Raw genomic sequence first — 23,271 nt, 5'->3', positions numbered from 1 at the left:
TGGCGCTGTTTTGTCAGATTACGCATTTTCCTTAGCCCTTATGGAGTTAATGATTATTATTTTCATTTGAAGGACTAAAATAGAGGAGGTATCTGAGTTGACCTATGATATTTGTCAAAAATGAAAAATGAGCAATCAATGAAGGTAAACAGACAAAGATAGATAGAAAAATAGAAAGATCAGTTATATCACTTACCTATAAGCATCTGGTTTGAAAATCGTCTTTCTGCTCCAAATAATGCATCTTAAAATAGCGCTCTAAAAATTCAACCGTTACTCTGATACGGGCAGACATAGCAAGACGTGTCACATAAACTGCCCATATATTCGCTGATTGGTAATATTCAGGCAGAATATGGACTAAAGCGCCCGATTTAATATTTTCTCTGACATCCCAATACGATCGCAAAGTAATACCGTGACCATCCAGACACCATTGGTGAATAATTTCACCATGATTGGATGACATCGGCCCGGTGACTTTCACCGATTGAGTGCCGGTACTGTTTTGCAATTTCCAGATCCCGAAAGGATGATCCCGTTCTTTGATCACCAGACAGGCGTGAGAAGGGAGTTCATTAATTGATTTCGGCATCGGGTTGCGGGCAAGGTAAGCCGGGGATGCACAAAGGATCCGACGATTAGAAGCCAGTTTGCGGGCAATAAGATTATCGTCAATATCGTCGCCAATACGAATATCCAGATCAATCCCCTCAGTAGCCAGATCGACAAGACGATCTTCCACATCAAAGCGAAGATCTAGCTGTGGATAAGTCTGGATCAATGCTGATAATGCAGGGGCAACAAATTTTCTGCCAAAACCAAAACTACTGGTAATTCTGATTTTCCCTTGAGGTTCTTGCCGAAGTTCGGAAAGTTCATCAAGCATCTGATTAACATCATTCAGGATATGCTGCGCCCATTCATATATCCGCTCACCATCTTCCGTAATTGATACCCGACGGGTTGTTCTGTGTAACAGGCTGACATTCAATACATTCTCTAATATGGCGATGCGTTTACTGATAAAAGCAGGAGAGGCCCCGATTTCTTCCGCAACGGCGACAAAACTTGCTCTTTTAGCCACTAAAAGAAAGATGTGTAGATCCTGTAAAAAGGGGAGATTATTCATAAATTGTAAATTATGTTTCTACATTTTTTATATTGAATACAAATCAGTCAATTATAAGATATCTGAAAAGTCAATTCTGTATCCTGATAAATGAGAGATGTTCGATGAAAAAAATGTTTAAAATTGCTGCGATTCCGGGAGATGGAATTGGTCATGAAGTTCTTCCTGAAGGTATTCGGATATTGCAGGCTGTAGCTGAAAAATGGGATCTTCGTTTATCGTTTGAACATTTTGAATGGGCCAGTTGCGATTATTATCTTAAACACGGCAAAATGATGCCCGATGATTGGTTTAATCAATTAACGCAGTTTGATGCTATTTATTTTGGCGCTGTTGGCTGGCCTGAAACGGTGCCTGATCATATTTCGCTTTGGGGCTCATTACTTAAATTTCGTCGTGATTTTCAACAATATGTCAATTTGCGTCCTGTACGTCTCTTACCGGGAGTTCCCTGTCCGTTAGCGAATAAGAAACCGGAAGATATCGATTTTTATGTAGTCAGGGAAAATACTGAAGGGGAATATTCCACTATCGGCGGTCGTCTTTATGAAGGTACAGAACATGAAATAGTGATCCAGGAGTCAGTTTTTACCCGCCGTGGTGTTGATCGCATTTTGAAATATGCGTTTGAATTAGCACAAAGTCGTCCCCGTAAGTTATTAACGTCTGCCACGAAATCAAATGGATTATCGATTAGCATGCCTTATTGGGATGAGCGAGTCGAAGAGATGGCAAAACAGTATCCCGATATTAAATGGGATAAACAGCATATTGATATTCTTTGTGCCCGATTTGTGTTAAATCCGGAGCGATTTGATGTCGTTGTTGCTTCCAATTTATTTGGCGATATTCTTTCTGATCTTGGGCCTGCATGTACCGGAACGATCGGGCTTTCTCCTTCTGCCAATTTGAATCCTGAAAGGAATTTCCCTTCTTTATTCGAACCTGTTCATGGCTCAGCCCCCGATATTTATGGCAAAAATATTGCCAACCCAATCGCGATGATTTGGGCTGGTGCCATGATGTTACAGTTCTTAGGTGAAGGTGATAAGTGCTATCAAGATGCCCATGATGATATTTTAGCTGCCATTGAGGCGATAATAACGAAAGGAATCGTCACACCGGATATGAAAGGTAACGCATTGACACAACAAGTAGGTGAAGCCATTATTAACCACCTGAATAATTAAAAATTTTAATCACTTTTTGCTTTTTATAAAAATCACACTTTTTCAGAGTGTGATTTTTTACTGCCAGCCATAAATATTATCTTCCTGATTTTTAACGCATGTCACAAAACATTAATTACGATATGTGTTTTATCTATTTACTGTTTTGCCAATTGTTTAAATTCTGTAGCAACACTATATTTTTATTGTTAATCAAAAGAAGCGGTAAGTATCGTTCCCACTTATTGCTCGTTTTCCTTTTGTCGTGTCGATATCAACATAAAAGTCATCATAACAACGATAACAGGCACTTTATGTATACCCAATGAAGAACAGGATATACATAAAGTGACGAAACGGAGGTTTCATGCTGAGCAACACAAAGAAAGATATTCCCTTAATCGCAATAAGCCTGGCTTGTATTGTTGTGATAGCAATAACACTCAGTATATTTCCAGAAAAAACCAGTGTTATTGCTAATGCAATATTTAATGGGTTGACTCGTTTACTTGGTTCAACCATTCAAATTTTAGTTCTTGCTGCTTTGATGTTTGTGCTTTATCTGGCGATGAGTAAATACGGCAATATTCGGCTTGGTGAAGGAAAGCCAGAATATGCCACTGCTCCGTGGTTATGTATGTTTATATGTGCGGGCCTTGGCTCGTCAACTTTATATTGGGGCGTGATGGAATGGGCTTATTATTATAAGACTCCAGGACTTAATATTGCTCCTCAAACCCCTAAAGCATTGGAATATAGCATCAGTTACTCTTTTTTCCACTGGGGAATCAGTGCCTGGGCAACCTATGCGCTTGCTTCATTGGTTATGGCTTATCATTTCCATGTCAGAAAAAATAAAGGTTTGAGTCTTTCAGGAATTATTTCTGCAATTATAAAAATTAATCCCCAGGGGTTTTGGGGGCGTCTTATTGATATGACATTTTTAATTGCAACTGTGGGAGCATTAACTATTTCTCTGGTGGTGACTGCATCTACATTAAGTGGCGGAATTTCTGTATTAACCGGCATACCGAATAATTTTATGATTCAGGCTGGAATAACATTATTAGCGGCATTAATTTTCAGCTTAAGTTCTTATATTGGCATTGATAATGGTATGCGGCGTTTAAGCCAGATGGTAGGTTGGGGAGCGTTGGGTTTTGCCTTTCTTGTTTTAATTGCAGGGCCTACAGAATTTACCATGAATAATATTATTCATGCGGTTGGCCTGACGACGCAGAATTTCTTGCAGATGAGCCTATTTACCGATCCTATGGGGGATGGGCTGTTTACCCGCAGTTGGACTGTATTCTATTGGTTATGGTGGATCTCATATACCCCTGGTGTTGCGATGTTTGTAACCCGGGTTTCTCATGGACGCAAAATTAAAGAGGTGATTTGGGCACTGTTATTAGGCAGTACTTTTGGTTGCTGGTTCTTCTTTGGTGTTTTGGAAAGTTATGCGATGCACCAATTTATTACCGGATCTATTAATGTACCCGAAATATTGAGTACGTTAGGTGGTGAAACGGCCGTTCATCAATTGTTAAGCGCACTGCCATTCGGCCAATTTTTCCTTGCTGCTTATCTCATTATCATGATTATTTTCTTAGCCTCACATATGGATGCCGTGGCCTATACGATGGCTGCAACCAGCACCCGCAATTTAAGTGAAGGTCAGGATCCTAGCCGGAAATTACGTCTTTTCTGGTGCGTAGTCATCACGCTAATTCCACTTTCGATTCTATTTACACAAGCCTCTTTAGAAACAATGAAAACCACAGTAGTGCTTACTGCATTGCCATTTTTAGTGATCCTATTGTTTAAGGTTTATGGTTTTATTCGCTGGATAAAACAGGATTATGCACATATTCCTGTACATCTTATTGATATTAATAAGGAATTGATATGAGTATCCAACACCCAGATTTCACACTGCCCAAAAATTTCTGTGCAAACCCGACAGATGCCTACACCATGCCTGCTCGTTTCTATACTTCTCAGGATATATTTAATTATGAGAAAGAAGCGATTTTTGCCAAAAGTTGGATCTGTGTTGCACATATCAGTGAGCTGGCTAATCCGAATGATTATGTTACACGTGAAATTATTGGTGAAAACATTGTCATCGTGCGTGGGCGCGACAAAGTATTACGTGCATTTTTTAACGTTTGTCCTCATCGCGGGCATCAATTATTACAGGGAGCTGGTAAAGCAAAAAATGTGATCACTTGTCCTTATCACGCATGGACATTCAAACTTGATGGTTCTTTAGCACATGCACGTAACTGTGAAAATGTGGCTAATTTTGATAAAGGTTTGGCGGCACTAACTCCGGTAAAACTGGAAGAATATGCAGGTTTTGTCTTTATTAATATGGACATGGAAGCAGATACAGTTGAAGAACAGCTATCTGGATTAGGTGCGAAAGTACTGGAAGCCTGCCCTGATGTTTACGATTTAAAGCTGGCGGCACGTTTCACGACAGCAACACCGGCTAACTGGAAAAGTATTGTTGATAACTATCTGGAATGTTATCACTGTGGCCCGGCGCATCCGGGGTTTTCAACTTCCGTTCAGGTTGATCGCTATTGGCATACCATGCATGAGAAATGGTCATTGCAATTTGGCTATGCCATTCCCTCTGATCAATCTTTCAAATTTGAAGGCGAGTCTTCATTCCACGGTTTTTGGCTATGGCCTTGTACGATGTATAACGTTACGCCCATTAGAGGGATGATGACGGTTATTTATGAATTTCCGGCCGATGCAGAAACAACGTTGCAACATTACGAAATTTACTTTACTAATGAAGATCTCACTCAAGAGCAAAAAGATTTAATCGAATGGTATCGCGATGTTTTTCGCCCGGAAGATCTGCGCTTGGTTGAAAGTGTACAAAAGGGTTTGAAATCCCGTGGTTATCGCGGTCAGGGGCGTATCATGGCGGATAGTACCGGAAGTGGAATTAGTGAACACGGTATTGCTTATTTCCACAATCTTGTTGCTCAAATTTATCATGAATAAGCCGGAATCAGGTACAGTCAGTGAGGTTATGATGAATAGTCAGGAGTCGTTTATGTCTGCTTATCAGATGGTCGGTGTTATTGTCAGTGACATTGAAACTATCACACCTACGATAAAACGATTTACATTAATACCTGAGCAAAATACACATTTACCCTCTTTTACTGGCGGCAGTCACATCTTTGTACAGATGCAGGATGGTGACAGTCATTATAGTAATGCTTATTCCTTATTAAATTCTCCTTTTGATTCACAGCGCTATCAAATTGCCATTAAGCGAGAAGAACATTCTCAAGGTGGCTCGGCATTTATGCACGAAAAAGTGGTTATTGGCGACAAGCTTGTTGTTTCCGAACCGAATAATTTATTTCCATTAGTATCCGAAGCTAAAAAACATATATTAATCGCGGGTGGAATTGGGATCACGCCATTTATGTCCCACTTACATGAATTGGAACAACAAAATGCAGAATATGAACTGCATTATTGCTGCCGAGATATGAATGAAAATGCGTTTCAGCAAGAATTAATGGCATCGGAATTTAAGGATAAAATTGTTTTCTATGTTTCATCCGAAGGTTCTCGTCTTGAACTCGATACCTTTATTGCTCAGCTACCAGAAGGAAGCCATGTTTATACATGTGGTTCGAATTCACTGAACGAAGGCGTAAAGCAAGCTGCAAAAAAAGCCGGGTTTTCTGAACATCAGTTACATTTTGAGCAGTTTACTGTTGAAGATAAAACTGGGGATGAATTTACCCTTGTGCTTGCCAGATCAGGCGTTGAGTTGGAGGTTGATAGTGAATCGACAATACTACAAGTCATCGAAAGAAATAACGCAGCGTCGGTTGAAAGTTTGTGTCGCGAAGGAGTATGCGGTACTTGTGAAAGCATAATTTTAGAAGGCGAAGCAGACCACCGTGACCAATATTTTACTGATGAGGAAAAAGAGAGCCAAACATCAATGCTGATTTGTTGTTCCAGAGCTAAAGGAAAACGATTGGTACTTGATTTGTAATTTAAAATCCTGCTTTTTTTGAGCTGAATATCGGGTATCTTTCTATTTCTAACCGTTGTATATAGGCCATAGCGCATTTTATTGTGGCGAGAAAGATACCAACTATAGCAACTGACCGTTTTTCTGAAAAATTGCATTTATTAGGCAAATCCGCCTGAAATTAATAAATTAATTGCCAATACTACAAATATTAAGGCAGTGATTTTATTTAAAATATTTTGTATTTCTGGTTTATGAGATATTACTTCACTTAAATACCCTGATAAATATGAAATAATGGAAAACACAATAAAAGTGATGATAGAAAATATCATACCCAGATATAATGACTGGAGTGAAACTGGGATAATATTTGTACTTTTATTGGTGAACTGAGGAAGAAAAGCCAAAAAGAAAATGATAATCTTGGGATTTGATAAATTCATTAGTATCCCTTTGCTGATGAGTTTTTTTGTATCATGAAAATTGTCAGTGCTTCCTTGAATAAAAGCAGGTTTAGCTTTGAAAGCACCCCAAGCAAGATAAGTTAGATAAATTATGCCAAAAATCCGAATAACTTCAAATGCTATTGCATTTTCTCGTAGCATTGCTGCAATGCCTAATGATACTAAAGAAATATGTATTGCCAAACCAATACATAGACCAATGGTTATTAATATTCCAACTTTTCGCCCATTTATTGCCGATTGACTCAATATAAAAAGATTATCAGGGCCTGGTAAAAAGCATAAAAAAGTTGAAATACTGATAAATGTAATTAATGTTTCTATAGATGGCATAATAATCACCGCTATTTTACTATTAATGAATTGATATCATTATACTAATTAAATTAAATGATGTGTAAAAGATGGAAAATCTACTTACGGGTATGAATTAATTTCATACCATGTCTGATTGTCCTTTCAAGGTGAGCTTTAATTAGAGGAAAACAAATTTCTCGGAACCATTTATGCTCTGGATCCTGATGATACTTGGCATGCCATAGTAAGTAGTATTGCTGCGGCTGGATATCAATGGGCAAGTGTCTTATTTGCAAAGCATAATTTTGTGCAAAATCAGCAGCGATATGTAGTGGTATAGTGAGAATGGCATCTGTTTTTAACAGTAACTCAATGGCTGATTGGAAAAAGGGAACTGTAACCAAAATATTACGGTGGAGATCCATCATTGCTAATGTATGGTCAACGAAGCTATCTTTATCTCCGCCACCACTAATAAGAATATGCCGACTGTTAATATAGTTGTTAATGGTTAGCTCACTATCAGATTTAGGGTGATCATGTCTGAATACAACAACAAGTTGGTCTTCGGCCATTAACTTGCCATATAAATTATCAGGTATGGAGTCAGCAATAGTTGCCACTAAGTTAAGATCTTGCCCGGCAAGTTTATTAAGGTTGTTTTTATACCACAATTTATATTCGATACTGACTTTAGGTGCTTCCCTTCCAATATGAAAAAAGATAGAAGGTAAGATGGCTTGGGCGACATAGTCGCTGGAGGCTAAGGTAAATTTCCTTTTACATTGATTTAGTTCTATTGATTCTGGTGCATATAGATTATCTAATTGCTGCATCAATATTGGAAGCTGTGCTTTTAACTTCTCTCCTTTCTGGGTAAGGATAAATTTATTTGCTTCTCTTATAATAATCTTGTCATGAAAATCTTCACGGAGCTGATTTAATGTTTTACTCATCGCAGACTGTGTCACATTTAATTGTTTTGCTGATTCCGTCAAATTAAGTGTTCTCAGTATTGATATTAGAGCGGGTAGTAATTTGTAATTATTCAAAGTGTGCTTTCCATATTGGAGGTTTTAATAATTATAAGCACTTTAAGTGATAATTAATTTTTTATCCATAATTTTTCAATACTGATTAATTAAAAGAAACTTGTTTAATAATCACCTATGTATCTAATCATGATACTCCTGCCTCATAAATACAAATGGTTGTTCTAATGGATAAAAAATAACATATATCAGTAATGGGAGACTGATTTAATCAAAAGAGTACTTTATATAGGGGAGGTAATATGGATAACCATTATGATGTTTTGATTATGGGAGCGGGCGTTTCTGGCATTGGTATGGCATGCCATTTGGCAAGAGAGTGTCCTGACAAAAAAGTAGGGATCTTAGAACGTCGCCATGCGATAGGTGGAACCTGGGATTTATTTCGCTATCCGGGGATTCGCACAGATTCAGATATGATGAGCTATGGCTATAAATTTCGTCCCTGGACAGATACCAGTATTTTTGCTGATGGGCCTTCAATTAGACGCTATCTGAATTCAGCAGTGGAACATTATGGAATTGATAAAAAAATCCAGTTTGGATTAAAGATCACCCAAAATAACTGGTCAAATGAAACTCGCCAATGGACTGTTACCGCAATAGATGAAACCAGTGGAGAAATTCGGCAATTTACTTGTCATTTTCTTATCGGTGCGACAGGTTACTACAATCAGGATGAACCTTATGTACCTAAATTCCCCGGCCTTGAAGAATTTAAAGGCACAATAGTTCATCCACAACACTGGCCTGAGACATTAGATTACAAACGAAAGCGGGTTGTTGTGATTGGAAGTGGTGCAACCGCAGTCACTTTACTTCCGGCAATGGCATATGAGACTGAGCATATTACTATGCTACAGCGTTCCCCAAGTTATATTTTTTCAATACCGGGCAGGGATAAGATATCTGAGCTTCTGAATGGCATTATTCCACAACGTTGGATTTATACATTAAGCAGAAATCGCAATATCTTATTTTTCAGCTTGTTATATAAAATCAGCCGGTATTTCCCTAACTTTTTGAAATCGTTATTGTTGGGATTAGCCCGTAGAAAAGTTGGCCCTGATTTTGACATGAAACACCTGACACCCAAGTATATGCCATGGGATGAACGGTTGTGCTTTGTGCCCGACAGCAATCTGTTTAAGGTACTGAAAGAGGGGAAAGCTTCTATCGTTACTGATCAAATTAAGCGTATTACTGAAGACGGGATTTTATTGCAATCAGGTAAGAAATTACCTGCTGATATCATAGTTACAGCGACAGGGTTTCAATTACAACTGATGGGGGGAGCTGAGATTGCTATTGATGGTCAACCACAGCAAGGTAATAAACTTATGTTCTATAAAGGAACATTGATAAGGGATATTCCTAATTTTGCTTATCTATTTGGTTATATTAATAACGCCTGGACATTAAAAGTTGATCTCTCAGCGGAATATATTTGTCGTTTGTTAAATGAAATGGATCGCCGCCATGCTACGGTTGTGACACCACATGCTCAGCCGGATGAGGTAGTACCTGATAAACATTTGTTTGGTGCCTTGCAATCTGGTTATGTGAAACGAGGCGAAGATGCACTTCCTCGTCAGGGACGCAGTCTAAATTGGCGTGTGCCACATGATTATCAAAAAGATAAACAAGTCTTACGGCAGCCAGTGGATGATCCGGCTCTGGAATGGATGTAATCATAATCAGCCCGTTATGATAACGGGCGAATTATTTTTTATCAGATTTTAGAGTAATAAGGGAGATGAAAGATGGTACGGTAAAACCCAATTCTATTTTTTAATTTTATGTTCTTAACTTTGATTGATTAACCATTTCCTGGAAAGCCAGGAGAAAATTACACCTGAGATTGCACCAAAAATATGACCTTCTGTAGAAATATTTTCTTGTAATGGTAATAGACTGAAAGCTATCCCACCATAATAGATAATTACCAGAATGGAAAAGAAAAAATCTTTAGCTCTTCTAAGGAAGTAAGCATTCGCCAGTAATAACCCCCACAGACCAAAAATCCAGCCGCTGGCACCGATATGAATGGCCGTTCGGCCGAATAACCAAACTAACGTACCCTCGGTAAAAATAATAAACAGGCTGGCCAGAATGTAGTAACGAATGGAGTGAGTCATCAGTAACGCACTGAGTACCAGTAAAGCAGGGAGGTTACTGAATAGGTGTGCCCAACTGCTATGCAGGAATGGAGAGAATGGAATGCCAATCAATCCCTGAATATATCGGGGGATAATGCCGAAATTGTTTAATGTTCCACCGTTTAAGCTATTAATAAATTGAGTTAAAACAAGTATAAATATCAATCCGATCAAGATATGAAAGCGTTGCTGGAGCCATATTTTCACTATATGTTGCCTTAATCTTATTTATCACATCAATCTTTTGTTTTTATTGTTAGATTACTTGCTGAATTAAAAACAAAGTAGTCTTGTGAATTATCTTATGCTAATAAATTTCGTTTCCATTCTTCATGAATGTAGATCTATATTTTTTGGATATACAGATCAATTCCCTAATGCCTGAACAATTTCAACCAAATCAGCAAGTTGGGCAATAACCCGATCACCGATATCAGCATTATCACCACCTAGTGCTTTATTGCGCATAAAATCGCGCTTTATCTGTTGCCAACGTTGTTGTTGTTTTGGTGTCATAATATTACGTATCTCTGCTTCATTCATTACCGCAGAAACTTTTTCGCTGAGTTTATTCATATTGCGGTAACTACCTTGTAGTTTGAATGGCGGCTCTGTCCGGTATTTGTCTGACTGAGCGGCACTGGCAATATATTGTTGATTCACTTTGAAAACGATATTCCGCATGATCAACAAACGCTCAAGGATAGCGACGATTTCGGTGATTTCAGCTTCGCTATAGGGGTAGCTTAACACATTGCTGGAGAACGGCTTGCCCATCGCTTTATCAATAAACAGGTACAAATCGTTCATGTCACGTAATACCAGCGGAGCCAATACCGGATTTGAGGTCAGGCTGTTTTCGATATATAGCGGAATCAATATAATTTGGCGCACTCTACATGCTCCATAAATAACTCATCAACTGAACATCTTTTTTTATCGCTTTTACTCCGGCCCATTTGTGTTCGATGGGGTTCAAGTCCGGGCTGTAAGGCGGGAGCCACTCCAATTGGCATCCGCTGTCTACTATTGCTTGTATCGGGTCATATAGTTTATGGAAAGGGGCATTATCTATGACGATCACTGCCCTGTTCGGGAGTTTTGGCCGTAAATCTTGGGTGACCCAGGCATGAAAAACATCGGCATTGATGTTTCCGGTAAACAAACATAAGGTGAGAAAGGTATTTTTTATGATCGCGCCAATGACATTAAGACGGTCTTTCGCGTGCCAATCGTGTGTTCCGAAACACCGTAACCCTTTCTTTGAATACCCGTGCAGGCGGGGCATGGACTGGGCAAAACCACTTTCATCCAGATAAACAATCTGTTTGCCCGCCTGCTCATAGCCGTTGATACGCTCAATAAATACCTCACGAACCCGGGTCAGCTTTGGGATGGTTGAGTGTTTTTTTTGAAGGTAATCTTGAGCCGTTTCAAGGCGTAATGGATAGCTGACTGCGTGACCCCCAGGCGTTTTGCTCTTTCCCATTGATAGTCATCGGGGTAATTTTGGACATCAATAATGAGCGTCTCATCACTGATTTTAGTGGGGGATTTATTACGCGTTATACAGGGTTCTATTTTGTGACTCCAGCGAAATAAGGTACGCATAGAAATGTCAAAATGGGCACTCGTTTGTTCGAAAGTCAACGAATGCTTGTCTTTGTACGCCAGGACTTTCTTTCGGAAATCTAAACTGTAACCCATCTTACTTTATCCCTTGCTATTTGAATCCAGATATTATGTCATATTAATATGATTCTGCTATAACTGTTAGTTGTGGCGTCATAGCTGATCAGCACGACACGATCTCCGCGAACGATACCGTCACTTTCTGGTACCCGTACCTGCAAGATAAGGTTGGCACCATTGTGATTCATTAATGCTTCTCCACGTTGTTCTGTGACAATGGGAGAACGGACTTCGGCGACTTTGCCAATCAGATTATCAACACTATTGGAGCGATTGAGCCTTGATAGCGTTGGTTGCAGTGGGCGTAAGAGTATTGTTGTCAGTAATAGAGCAATGAAACCCACGATAAAGAGTGTGGCTGTTCCAAGTAAATAACGGAGCACATCAGTTTCAATAAAACGAAGCATTAAGTGCTCGCTGAAATAGCTCAGTGGCCAGCCAATCAGAGTCATTAGTGTGATAATAATGGTGACCGGAATTCCGGTCAGGCCGAGTTTCGTTAACCAACCCGCCAGAGAGGTTGCGTCGAAACTATCTACATCCATATTCAGAATATCAATATCAAGCAAACCAAAAGCGGCACATATCCAATAAAACAAAATAATCAGTAATAGTCCGCTGAGGATAATAACCGGAAAAGCTAAACAGTTTTGTAAGAAAAGCGCCATTAGAATGCTGTTTCAAAACGGTGGTAAGTGATTGTAAAGTTATATTTAATTAAATCAGATTTAAGAATAAGTTAATAGTTAAAAAAATATTTTTCGAATTTTTACCAGAGGAATTAATAGCTGTTATTTATACTCTTGGAATAATAAAACAAAATCATTTAATTTTTTGATTGGCTGTTATTCTGTATTGAAATCAGGGAAAGCTACGACGTATTTAAGATATAAATTCAGAAGGGGATATTAGTTGATATAATTTATTTACTAAATTATCAATTAATGAATTATTTTCTTGTGGCTAAATATATTTGCAAAGTAATACCTGAATAAATTTCGATATGGTTTAAAAATGGCGCGCGGATTGCTGCAGAACGGTTAGCTCTGTAGCGTATAAATTTACTTGCACCTTTTCTCATATTTTGTCAGCGTTAGTACCGTCAGGGGTGCTGACAACGACTTTTTCAAGGCAGGGTAAATATGATGAAAAGTGTAGGTTTTATCGGCTGGCGCGGGATGGTTGGCTCAGTATTGATGCAGCGGATGATCGAAGAAGGGGATTTTAACCAGATCAATCCTGTTTTTTTTACGACTTCCCAACATGGACAACCAGCCCCAGAGTTTACAGGCAAGTCGGGTGTTTTGCAGGATGCTTTTGATATTGAAGCACTTAATGCGATGGATATTATTATTAGCTGTCAGGGTGGGGATTATACCAATGAAATTTACCCCAAACTGAAAGCAACGGGCTGGCAGGGATATTGGATCGATGCAGCTTCTGCACTCCGCATGAATGATGATACTGTCATTATTCTCGATCCTGTTAACCATCAACATATTCAGAACAGCCTGAATAAAGGGATTAAAACGTTTGTTGGCGGTAACTGTACTGTCAGCCTGATGTTGATGTCATTAGGTGGCCTATTTGCCAATGATTTGATTGAATGGGCATCAGTATCAACCTATCAGGCAGCTTCTGGTGGCGGTGCGCGTCATATGCGTGAATTGCTGGTGCAGATGGGAATGCTGCATAATCAAGTTGCAGATAAACTGCAAAACCCAGCTTCTACAATTCTGGAAATTGAAAAACGTGTAACAGATTTCACCCGCAGTGGTGCATTGCCAACGGAGCAATTTGGTGTACCTTTGGCTGGCAGTTTGATCCCGTGGATTGATAAACAGCTTGAAAACGGCCAGAGCCGTGAAGAGTGGAAAGGCCAAGCGGAAACCAACAAAATTCTGAATACAGGTGAGAATATCATCCCGATTGATGGTTTGTGTGTTCGTATTGGAGCATTGCGCTGCCATAGTCAGGCATTTACCCTGAAATTGAAAAGAGATGTTCCGATTCACGAAATTGAAACGTTGCTGGCATCCCATAATGATTGGGTTCGCGTGATCTCGAATGATTGCGAACTGACAATGCGTGAATTAACACCGGCGGCGGTGACTGGTACTTTGAATACGCCAGTGGGTCGTCTGCGTAAGCTGAACATGGGGCCGGAATATCTGTCTGCCTTTACTGTTGGTGATCAGTTACTGTGGGGTGCAGCGGAGCCGTTGCGTCGTATGCTGCGTATTTTGTTGTAGTAAAGCATTTAATAGACCGCCATTATTGAATAAATATTGGCGGTTGTTTTATTTTTTTATATCTTACATTTACATAATAGGGGCAATCAGGACATGTTGCCATTATGTTGGTTCTTGCATGCTGGTTTTTTGTAAATTCTCATACTATTGATTTTAAAATAATTTAGATCTCAGCGTTGTTTTTCACTTTCCGCAATTAACTTATCACCGAGGCATTTTTAATGCCTGCCGCTCTTCCGGTGGAGTGCTGGCTAATTTCGTCAATGCGCCGATAAAAGCACCTTCATCAAGGGGTAACTGTCCGGTTTTCGATACTTGGCAAATGCACAAACAAGAGTTGTTCTCGGTAGGCGAGTGATTAGTAGCTTGAAACTAATTTGAGGTGTTTTAAATGGTATGAACGGGCGGTTTAATTCGCCCGTTTAACATAAAAGGAGTTTAATTAACCATACTTCTTAGCGAAATCTTTATCTGACATGCATAAATAGATAATAAATTCAATAAAAGAAATGATATAAGGAATGAACGTCCAGCAAAAAATAAGGTATAAAAACCCTGTTCCTATTTTTCCTAGATAAAATTTATGCACCCCGATAAAACCAAGAAAGAAAGCTAATAGAGCTGCAGTTATTCTGCTTTTCTCACCTTGTATTTCTTCTTTTTGAACTGCACCACAGCTAGGGCAAGAGCTTGCGGAGGTGTGGATTTCTTTTCCACAGCCACGGCAATAAACCATGTTTGACATCTAAATATCCTTAGTGTTATCTATCTCATTCTGATTTATATTAAAACTATAAAGTCAAAAAACCAATGATTTTAAGAAAAATAAGACAGTCTTAGGGTGACCAATGGGAAGAAGGCCATGAATCCAATTTATTGATGGTGATGAATGTTTAGATAATAGCCAATACCCATGACATGTACTGTCTCCCGACATTCCATTCAGAGCCATATCTACGATTTGTTTATGTGTATCAGAACATACATGCGGCTCCAGTTGCCAAGAATGGCGGTAGGACTGGAAAAGGCAACGTTGGTGACCAGAACGAGAGCGTCCCTTACTTTAGATATATTGGTGTAAAATTAATATTCATCTTTTTTGTATAAAAAAATATTTTTCCAGTGGCTGAGAGAATGCACAACCTTCTCTATTTTTGGGAGTTAGCACCATTTCGCCTAGATTGTTATACGGAATAAAACCCATTTTGGAATAAACATCTAATAGTGCGTTTGCTGCTACTGATAATTTTAGATTTTCTTTCTGGTTATTCAAGTGAGAATAGTTAACGGCTTCCTCTATAAATAAGCACCCACAACCTTGGATTCCCGGCTGTATGATCAAACTATCTACTGCAGGGTATTCAGGCGTTCTTGTGGAATTCAAAAAAATCTTCATGATCCCTATGGGGATTTTTCTTTGTCCTCTGAGATCAATATAATCCAAAAAATAAATATAATAATCAGAAGGAGATAAAGTGTTTATGAGAGATTCGAGTAATTGTTTTGTTAAATAAAAATTAAGATCTAATGATTTATTTGGAGGTAAATCTTTTTTATTTATGCTAAGTAACGAGTTGTATTCATTGTCATTTATATATTTAAACCATTCACTATTTCGTAATGCTCTATAAAAATCCGAAAGACGGATTTTTATATCATCGAAGTTATTACATTGTCCAATTGTTATTTTTGCATTTTGAATGTATCTTCCGAATAATTGATGAGTATTATTTGCTAGCATAGTTCAGTTTCTCAATAAAAATTAAGGACATAACCCAGTAAATCGATACCCTCCATTTGCGGCAGAAAATATCCATAATTTACTGTTATTTGGGTCTAATATCATCGAACCTGGTGCATCATCAATAAACCCAAGCCTGTTGTAAGCATTTGAAAGGTGTTTCGTTGCAGTTGTTAATTTTAGTTTTCCATTATGGCCCATTTGGTAGGATAAGTTGGCTGCTTTTTCTATCAATAAATAAGCACAATTTTGGATCCCCGGATGGGTAATCAGGTAACTGACTTCAGGATAATATGGATAGTGATCATCTTCATTGTAGGTAAATAACATTATTCCAATGGGCACCATCAGAGAAGACACTGAGTCTGTTGGAAAGTGAGTTGTATAACAGACAAAGTAGGTATAATTGCAACCTTGATATAAGGTACTATCTTTTTTTCTGATGCGAAATGATAAATTATCTTTCACTGTACATAATAGGCTATCTGTTATACAACATCTAAGATCCCATAATTCTTCGGTGGAAAGATTCGATTTTGCTTCTATATTGTCTCTTCTTCGATATGTATTTTCGATATGTGACAGCCATCCATCCTGTTTAATTGAATTATATAATTTCCTGACTGCTATTTCCGCTTCTTGCAATGTTGCTTTTTTAACTATTGGAATATATCCATTTATCAATCTGGGGTTGTGATGATTAACATTGATATTCAATATATTTTTGGGTGGCAGAGTATGGAAAGAGTTTGAGCGGGATAAAGCTCCGGATGGCGTTTTATGTATATAGCTATTAAAAGAATAATTTCGTTTTAACATAATAATAACCTTTATAATAGAAATTGAATATGATTAATAAATTTAAGCTACTCTTAACATTTAGGTTCAATATGTTATTAAGAATTAAAAATTCCCGATTTATATAATGAAAGTGAAATTTTTCTTATCTTATTAATAAGATCATTTTTTTATGACGAAATATCCTTAAATAATCGCTCCTTATCAGGGTAAATAAATGAAGGATTTTTCAATTAATTTGAGAAGTAATATAAGGCAGTTTTAGATGGTTTTCCAAGTAACCAATGGATATTTTATAGATAAATTTTGAACCGTCTTTTTCCCCGGATAACGTTTTAGTTATCCGGGGCAGGCGTAGGAATATTAGATATCAATATTCGCTGCTTTCAGGGCGTTTTCTTCGATAAATGCACGGCGAGGTTCAACGGCATCACCCATTAGGGTGGTGAACAGTTGATCCGTCGCAATGGCATCTTTCACAGTGACACGCATCATACGGCGAGTTTCTGGGTTCATTGTAGTTTCCCACAACTGATCAGGGTTCATTTCCCCCAGACCTTTATAACGTTGGATATAAAGACCGCGGCGTGACTCTTTGCTCAGCCATTCCAGTGCTTGCTCAAAGCTGCTTACTGCCTGACGACGTTCGCCACGTTCAATATAGGCATCTTCTTCAATCAGATTACCGATCAATTCACTCAGTTTGCTGATGCGGCGGTATTCGCCTCCGTGGATGAAATCGAAATCCAGATTGTAGTTAGTATCAACACCGTGTGTGCGGATGCACAGAACCGGCTCGTAAACCTGACGCTCGCGGTTTTCATGGATTTGGTAGCTGTAAGTACTGCCATGTTGCTCTTTGTCATTCAGACGGATGGTCAGTGCACTTACCCATTCTTCCACTTTGGTTTGATCGGTTAAGGAATCTTCGGTCAATACCGGATGGTAGATTAAGTTATTCAGTAACGCCAGCGGATACAAGCGTTCCATACGTTTGATTATTTTTTGCGTAGCATTGAATTCAGTTACCAGTTTTTCCAGTGCTTCGCCTTTCAGCGCCGGAGCGTGTGGATTGGTGTAAAGTGATGCACCATCCAGTGCAATGGACATCTGGTAGACTTCCATTGCATCGTCGTCTTTGATGTATTGCTCCTGCTTGCCTTTCTTCACTTTGTACAGTGGTGGTTGAGCAATATAGACATAACCACGCTCAATGATCTCCGGCATCTGACGATAGAAGAACGTTAGCAACAGAGTACGAATATGGGAACCGTCAACGTCGGCGTCGGTCATGATGATAATGCTGTGATAACGCAGTTTATCTGGATTGTATTCATCACGGCCAATACCACAACCCAACGCGGTAATCAGGGTTGCTACTTCCTGTGAAGAGAGCATTTTGTCAAAACGCGCTTTTTCAACGTTCAGAATTTTACCTTTCAGTGGCAGGATAGCCTGATTTTTACGGTTGCGCCCCTGTTTGGCTGAACCGCCTGCAGAATCACCCTCCACCAGATAGAGTTCGGACCGTGCAGGATCACGCTCCTGACAGTCAGCCAGTTTGCCAGGCAGACCTGCCAGATCTAATGCGCCTTTGCGGCGGGTCATCTCACGCGCTTTACGGGCAGCTTCACGGGCACGTGCTGCATCAATGATTTTGCCAACAACAGTTTTGGCATCGTTCGGGTTTTCCAGCAGGTATTCCACCAGCTTCTCATTCATCATCGTCTCAACCGCAGTTTTCACTTCAGAAGAAACCAGTTTGTCTTTCGTTTGTGAAGAGAATTTCGGATCTGGAACTTTAACTGAGATAACCGCGATCAGGCCTTCACGGGCATCATCACCGGTAGCACTGACTTTGGATTTTTTGTTGTAACCCTCTTTATCCATATAGCTATTGAGGGTACGGGTCATCGCTGTACGGAAGCCCACTAAGTGGGTTCCCCCATCGCGCTGAGGTATATTGTTGGTAAAACAATAAATGTTTTCCTGGAAGCCATCATTCCATTGCATGGAAATTTCAACACCAATACCGTCTTTTTCGGTGGAGAAATAGAAAACATTCGGATGGATCGGGTTTTTATTGCGGCTCAGGAATTCAACAAACGCCTTAATACCCCCTTCATAATGGAAGAAATCTTCTGTATTGGTGCGCTTGTCAACTAAACGGATGGAAACGCCGGAGTTCAGGAATGATAATTCGCGCAGACGTTTTGCCAAAATATCAAATTCGAAATCGGTGTTAATTTTGAACGTATCCATACTTGGCCAGAAACGCACAGTTGTTCCTGTCTGTTCTGTATCACCAACGACTTTCAGTGGTGCTTGCGGAACTCCATGATGGTAGGTCTGTTCATGTACTTTACCGTCACGACGGATAGTCAGTTCCAGTTTTTCAGATAAGGCGTTAACAACAGAAACCCCTACGCCATGCAGGCCGCCGGAAACCTTATAGGAGTTATCATCGAATTTACCCCCCGCATGCAGCACGGTCATGATGACTTCCGCTGCTGAAACACCTTCTTCTTCGTGTATGTCGGTAGGAATACCGCGGCCATCATCCTGTACAGAAACTGAGTTATCTGCATGGATTGTGACAATTATTTTGTCACAATGGCCTGCGAGGGCTTCGTCGATAGCGTTGTCAACAACCTCGAAGACCATGTGGTGCAGGCCAGTACCATCATCGGTATCACCGATATACATGCCTGGACGTTTACGAACAGCATCCAGCCCTTTTAATACCTTGATACTTGAGGAGTCATATGTATTCGACATCAACGTTTCTCGCTCATCTTAATCCTGTGGTTGAACCTCTATTTTGCCATGTTCTACGCGAAACATCCTGCTATTTACATCAATCATGTCTGCAACTTGCTCAGGAGTTATTGCACTGACAAACACCTGGGCTTGCGTAGATTTCAGACGCTCGGCTAATAAATTACGACGACCGGCATCCAACTCAGAAGCAAAATCATCAAGCAGATACAGGCATTTTTGCCCGCTCTGTCGGGTGAAATATTCACCCTGCGCTAACCTAAGGGCACACATCAGTAGTTTAAGCTGACCACGTGAGAGCATATCTTCTACAGATACGCCGTCTGCCCTGATCCGCAGATCGGCTTTGTGGGGGCCGGATGCGGTATAGGTTAATGCTTTGTCGCGCTCAAACTGCCGCGCGAGTAGTTCTGCATATTCACTCTCTTTATCCCAGCCTTGTTGGAAAGAGATATTGAGAGTGAATTCAGGTAAAAACTGTTTGCAGGTTTTTTCAATATCTTCGGCAATACCTGCAATATATTCAGCCCGCCATTGGCTTATCTGGGTCGCAAGCGGTGCAAGTTCGTGATCCCAGTGCTGGATCTGGTTATAACGGGTTACCTGTCGTAATGCCGCATTTCGTTGTTTGAGCAGCCTTTTCAGGTTGACCCAGCCAGTAAAAAAACGCGGTTCATTATGAAAACAACCCCAGTCAATAAAAGCACGACGGTATTTCGGGCCGCCATTCAGCAGCGTAAAACCTTCTGGTGTGATAAGTTGCATCGGCAGCATTTTTGCCAGCTCGGCAATTTTGTGCCCATCACTGCCATCGATTCTGACTTTGCTGTCACCCTGACGGTTTTTGCTTAATCCAATAGACAGCGTTCGTTCATGGGACTGTTGCTCCAGCCTCCCATGAAGAATAAATTCCTCACAATCATGACGGATCACTCTTCCTGCCTGAATACTGCGAAAAGCGCGTCCGTGGCCCAATGTGTAAATGGATTCCAATACACTCGTTTTGCCGCTGCCATTTGGCCCAACAAGAAAATTAAATCCCGTTGCCAACGGCAAATCGGCATTTGCGATATTACGAAAATCGCGGATCAACAGACGCGAGAGAATCATGAGTTATGAATTAATACTGTTACAGGCACATTCTTTACAGACGCATCGGCATCACGACATAAGTTGCAGCCTGACTGGCTGAATTCTCTATTTTCACACTGGATGTGGCATCCGTCAGCAGTAAACTAACCTGCTCGCATTTTAATGCGTTGAGGACATCCAGCACGTAACTGACATTGAAGCCAATTTCCATTTCAGTGCCGTGATATTTGACGTCGACGATCTCTTCTGCTTCTTCTTGTTCCGGGTTATTTGCGGTAATTCGGAGCTGGTTTTCGCTTAGGTAAATGCGAACACCACGGAATTTTTCGTTGGATAAAATCGCAGCCCGTGAAAATGCCTGCTTAAGCATGTCACAATTTGCTTCCAGCGTTTTATCAGGATTCTTGGGCAGGACGCGACGATAATCAGGGAAACGTCCATCAACCAGTTTTGAGGTAAATATAAAGTCACCAACGTGAGCGCGAATGTTGTTGCTGCCAATCTGCAATTGAAGTGGAGTATCTCCACCATCCAGTAATCGCATTAATTCAATGACACCCTTACGAGGGACAATCACTGAGTGTGAAGGTAAGCTCTGGCCGATATGCATTGAACAGACCGCCAGACGATGACCATCTGTGGCAACAGTACGTAGTTCTTCCCCTTCGGTTTCGAACAGCATACCGTTCAAATAATAGCGGACATCCTGATGTGCCATTGAGAATTGAGTAGACTCAATCAGACGCTTTAATGTTGCTTGCGGTAGTGGGAATTCAACTTCGCTTTGCCAGTCATCCAGATTGGGGAAATCGGATGCAGGCAGGGTGGAGAGTGAAAAACGGCTGCGCCCGGAGCGAACCAGAATACGGTCACCATCCAGCTCAACGCTGATTTCCGCTCCATCAGGCAACCCACGCCAGATATCAAAGAATTTACGCGCGGGAATGGTGGTTGCTCCCTCTTCATGTGGCTGAGTGAGTGCCACCCGGGCCTTCATTTCCATTTCTAAATCTGTACCTGTCAGTAACAGGGAGCCGGCTGTCACCTGCAACAATAAATTGCCTAAAATAGGCAGGGTAGGGCGGCCACCTAAAGGGCTGCTGACCTGTTGCAAGGGTTTTAATAATTGCTCACGTTCAATGATAAATTTCATAGCGCTAGGAAGACAATGTTCTGATTAAGTTAGAAAAATCCTCTTTGATGTCATGACTTTCTTCACGCAGTTGTTCGATTTTACGACATGCGTGCAGTACTGTTGTATGGTCACGACCACCAAAGGCATCCCCGATTTCAGGCAAGCTGTGATTTGTCAGCTCTTTTGCCAGCGCCATTGCCATCTGTCTTGGACGGGCAACAGAGCGTGAGCGGCGCTTGGAAAGCAGATCAGCAACTTTGATTTTGTAATATTCAGCGACTGTTTTCTGAATGTTATCAATAGTTACCAGCTTTTCCTGTAAAGCCAATAAGTCACGTAATGCTTCGCGTACAAAATCAATAGTAATCGCCCGGCCAGTAAAATTGGCGTTGGCGATGACTCTGTTCAAAGCGCCTTCGAGTTCACGGACGTTGGATCGTAGGCGTTTAGCTATAAAGAAGGCCACTTCCCCCGGTAACTGAATCTGGTTTTCATCTGCTTTCTTCATCAGAATCGCAACTCGGGTTTCCAGCTCCGGTGGTTCAATAGCAACAGTTAATCCCCAGCCAAAACGGGATTTCAACCGATCTTCAACGCCATTAATCTCTTTTGGATAGCGATCTGATGTCAGAATAATCTGTTGATTACCTTCCAGCAGAGCATTGAACGTGTGAAAGAATTCTTCTTGGGATCGCTCTTTATTAGCGAAAAATTGAATATCATCGATAAGCAGGGCATCTACTGAACGATAATAACGCTTAAACTCTTCTATCGCATTGTTCTGCAATGCTTTAACCATGTCCTGAACAAAACGTTCAGAATGCATGTATACCACTTTTGCATTGGCTTTACGTGCCATGATGCTGTTGCCGACGGCATGTAAAAGGTGAGTTTTACCCAGTCCCGTGCCTCCATAAAGGAATAGCGGGTTATATGCTCCTCCCGGATTATCGGCAACTTGTCTGGCTGCTGCCCTGGCGAGTTGGTTGGATTTACCTTCAACAAAGTTATCAAATGTATGTTTGGGATTCACATTTGAACGATAGGATAACTCCGGCTGCGCTTTTGCATTATCCCAGCTCGGACGTACAGATAAACTGGATGGAGCAGTAGCCATCGGCATATCAGCAATGGTTTTCTGAGACGTAGACTGGCTCGGTGAAACAGGTTTATTACCCACTTCAAAACGTAGTAGTGGTACTTCAGGACCACAGAAATCATTTAATAACAAATTGATATTATTTATATATTTCTCTCTAACCCAATCCAATACAAAACGATTGGGTGCATAGAGAGCCAAAGTGTTATCACTTAGTTCTGCCTGAAGGGGTCGTATCCACATACTGAATTCTGTGGCAGGTAATTCATCCTGCAAACGGGCAAGACATTGCTGCCAAAGCGAAAGTGACACGGCGAACTCCCCTAAAACAAGACCAATAAAAGAAACTGGAAAAATAGATACGTTATACTGGGCACAAGGTAT

Annotated in this window: 20 protein-coding genes and 1 pseudogene; 6 read left to right on the top strand and 15 right to left on the bottom strand. The window is 40.4% G+C overall.

All coding sequences use genetic code 11. The features are described 5' to 3' along the window. Positions 1-196 precede the first annotated feature (196 nt). Entirely contained in the window at positions 197-1,132 is a 936-nt protein-coding gene (locus tag HGO23_RS00105) for a LysR substrate-binding domain-containing protein (protein ID WP_209027558.1), read from the bottom strand. 104 nt (positions 1,133-1,236) lie between these two features. Here HGO23_RS00105 and HGO23_RS00100 point away from each other — a divergent pair, with 104 nt between their 5' ends. The 4 genes from HGO23_RS00100 (at position 1,237) to HGO23_RS00085 (ending at position 6,346) form a co-directional block, all read left to right on the top strand. Then, entirely contained in the window at positions 1,237-2,322 is a 1,086-nt protein-coding gene (locus HGO23_RS00100) for a tartrate dehydrogenase (RefSeq protein ID WP_099136748.1), read from the top strand. 346 nt (positions 2,323-2,668) lie between these two features. Further along, entirely contained in the window at positions 2,669-4,213 is a 1,545-nt protein-coding gene (locus HGO23_RS00095; RefSeq protein ID WP_209027557.1) for a BCCT family transporter, read from the top strand. After that, positions 4,210-5,328, top strand: a complete 1,119-nt coding sequence (locus tag HGO23_RS00090) for an aromatic ring-hydroxylating oxygenase subunit alpha (protein WP_209027556.1) — start codon at positions 4,210-4,212, stop codon at positions 5,326-5,328. Before HGO23_RS00095 ends, HGO23_RS00090 begins: the two co-directional genes overlap by 4 nt. 52 nt (positions 5,329-5,380) lie before the next feature. Continuing rightward, on the top strand, positions 5,381-6,346 hold the full coding sequence (locus tag HGO23_RS00085) for a PDR/VanB family oxidoreductase (protein ID WP_209027555.1): 966 nt from the start codon (positions 5,381-5,383) through the stop codon (positions 6,344-6,346). A gap of 140 nt (positions 6,347-6,486) precedes the next feature. Here the strand turns inward: HGO23_RS00085 and HGO23_RS00080 are convergent, their stop codons facing one another. Together HGO23_RS00080 and HGO23_RS00075 are read right to left on the bottom strand one after the other, a co-directional pair. Further along, a complete protein-coding gene (locus tag HGO23_RS00080) occupies positions 6,487-7,125 on the bottom strand; it encodes a LysE family translocator (RefSeq protein ID WP_099136752.1) in 639 nt (212 codons plus the stop codon). 80 nt (positions 7,126-7,205) lie between these two features. Then, positions 7,206-8,141 (bottom strand): LysR family transcriptional regulator, encoded by a 936-nt coding sequence (locus HGO23_RS00075; protein WP_209027554.1) that lies wholly within the window; start codon positions 8,139-8,141, stop codon positions 7,206-7,208. A 242-nt stretch (positions 8,142-8,383) separates the two neighbouring features. Between HGO23_RS00075 and HGO23_RS00070 the strand changes: the two genes are divergently transcribed. Continuing rightward, entirely contained in the window at positions 8,384-9,832 is a 1,449-nt protein-coding gene (locus tag HGO23_RS00070) for a flavin-containing monooxygenase (RefSeq protein WP_099136754.1), read from the top strand. A 114-nt stretch (positions 9,833-9,946) separates the two neighbouring features. On the opposite strand, the gene HGO23_RS00065 is transcribed toward HGO23_RS00070, so the two are convergent. The 5 genes and pseudogenes from HGO23_RS00065 to HGO23_RS00045 all read right to left on the bottom strand — a co-directional run bounded on the left by HGO23_RS00065 (position 9,947) and on the right by HGO23_RS00045 (position 12,660). Continuing rightward, the gene (locus HGO23_RS00065) at positions 9,947-10,507 is read right to left on the bottom strand and encodes a rhomboid family intramembrane serine protease (protein ID WP_209027553.1); all 561 of its coding nucleotides are present in this window, start codon (positions 10,505-10,507) and stop codon (positions 9,947-9,949) included. A 159-nt stretch (positions 10,508-10,666) separates the two neighbouring features. Beyond that, positions 10,667-11,167 (bottom strand): annotated as a pseudogene (locus tag HGO23_RS00060) (DNA repair ATPase); the annotation flags it as partial. 28 nt (positions 11,168-11,195) lie between these two features. Then, a complete protein-coding gene (locus HGO23_RS00055; protein ID WP_244589976.1) occupies positions 11,196-11,789 on the bottom strand; it encodes a transposase in 594 nt (197 codons plus the stop codon). After that, a complete protein-coding gene (locus HGO23_RS00050; protein ID WP_099136757.1) occupies positions 11,684-12,007 on the bottom strand; it encodes an IS630 transposase-related protein in 324 nt (107 codons plus the stop codon). The genes HGO23_RS00055 and HGO23_RS00050 overlap by 106 nt, the downstream gene beginning before the upstream one ends. 38 nt (positions 12,008-12,045) lie before the next feature. Beyond that, complete coding sequence (locus tag HGO23_RS00045; RefSeq protein ID WP_099136758.1) at positions 12,046-12,660, bottom strand: ubiquinone biosynthesis protein UbiH; 615 nt, start codon at positions 12,658-12,660, stop codon at positions 12,046-12,048. 477 nt (positions 12,661-13,137) lie between these two features. Here HGO23_RS00045 and asd point away from each other — a divergent pair, with 477 nt between their 5' ends. Continuing rightward, positions 13,138-14,244: an aspartate-semialdehyde dehydrogenase gene (gene asd, locus HGO23_RS00040; protein ID WP_099136759.1), complete on the top strand. Its 1,107-nt coding sequence runs from the start codon at positions 13,138-13,140 to the stop codon at positions 14,242-14,244. Positions 14,245-14,686: 442 nt separating this feature from the next. Here the strand turns inward: asd and HGO23_RS00035 are convergent, their stop codons facing one another. The 7 genes from HGO23_RS00035 to dnaA form a co-directional block, all read right to left on the bottom strand. Next, positions 14,687-14,989 carry a TM2 domain-containing protein gene (locus tag HGO23_RS00035; RefSeq protein ID WP_209027552.1) on the bottom strand — a complete coding sequence of 101 codons (303 nt, stop codon included), beginning with the start codon at positions 14,987-14,989 and terminating at the stop codon, positions 14,687-14,689. 345 nt (positions 14,990-15,334) lie between these two features. Further along, complete coding sequence (locus tag HGO23_RS00030) at positions 15,335-15,985, bottom strand: hypothetical protein (RefSeq protein ID WP_209027551.1); 651 nt, start codon at positions 15,983-15,985, stop codon at positions 15,335-15,337. A gap of 21 nt (positions 15,986-16,006) precedes the next feature. Continuing rightward, positions 16,007-16,804, bottom strand: coding sequence for a hypothetical protein (locus tag HGO23_RS00025; protein ID WP_209027550.1), 798 nt, complete (start codon positions 16,802-16,804; stop codon positions 16,007-16,009). Between the two features lie 342 nt (positions 16,805-17,146). Further along, entirely contained in the window at positions 17,147-19,561 is a 2,415-nt protein-coding gene (gene gyrB / locus HGO23_RS00020; protein WP_099136763.1) for a DNA topoisomerase (ATP-hydrolyzing) subunit B, read from the bottom strand. A gap of 18 nt (positions 19,562-19,579) precedes the next feature. After that, positions 19,580-20,671, bottom strand: coding sequence for a DNA replication/repair protein RecF (recF, locus tag HGO23_RS00015; protein WP_209027549.1), 1,092 nt, complete (start codon positions 20,669-20,671; stop codon positions 19,580-19,582). 34 nt (positions 20,672-20,705) lie between these two features. Continuing rightward, positions 20,706-21,806, bottom strand: a complete 1,101-nt coding sequence (gene dnaN / locus HGO23_RS00010; protein WP_099136765.1) for a DNA polymerase III subunit beta — start codon at positions 21,804-21,806, stop codon at positions 20,706-20,708. Positions 21,807-21,810: 4 nt separating this feature from the next. Beyond that, complete coding sequence (gene dnaA / locus HGO23_RS00005; protein WP_099136766.1) at positions 21,811-23,199, bottom strand: chromosomal replication initiator protein DnaA; 1,389 nt, start codon at positions 23,197-23,199, stop codon at positions 21,811-21,813. Positions 23,200-23,271: the final 72 nt, after the last annotated feature.

Source organism: Xenorhabdus budapestensis (genome assembly GCF_017743015.1).
In the GTDB taxonomy this organism is placed as follows: Bacteria; Pseudomonadota; Gammaproteobacteria; order Enterobacterales; family Enterobacteriaceae; genus Xenorhabdus; species Xenorhabdus budapestensis.
Note: the sequence above shows the minus strand (reverse complement) of the source record. Positions and strands in the feature narration are given on the sequence as shown.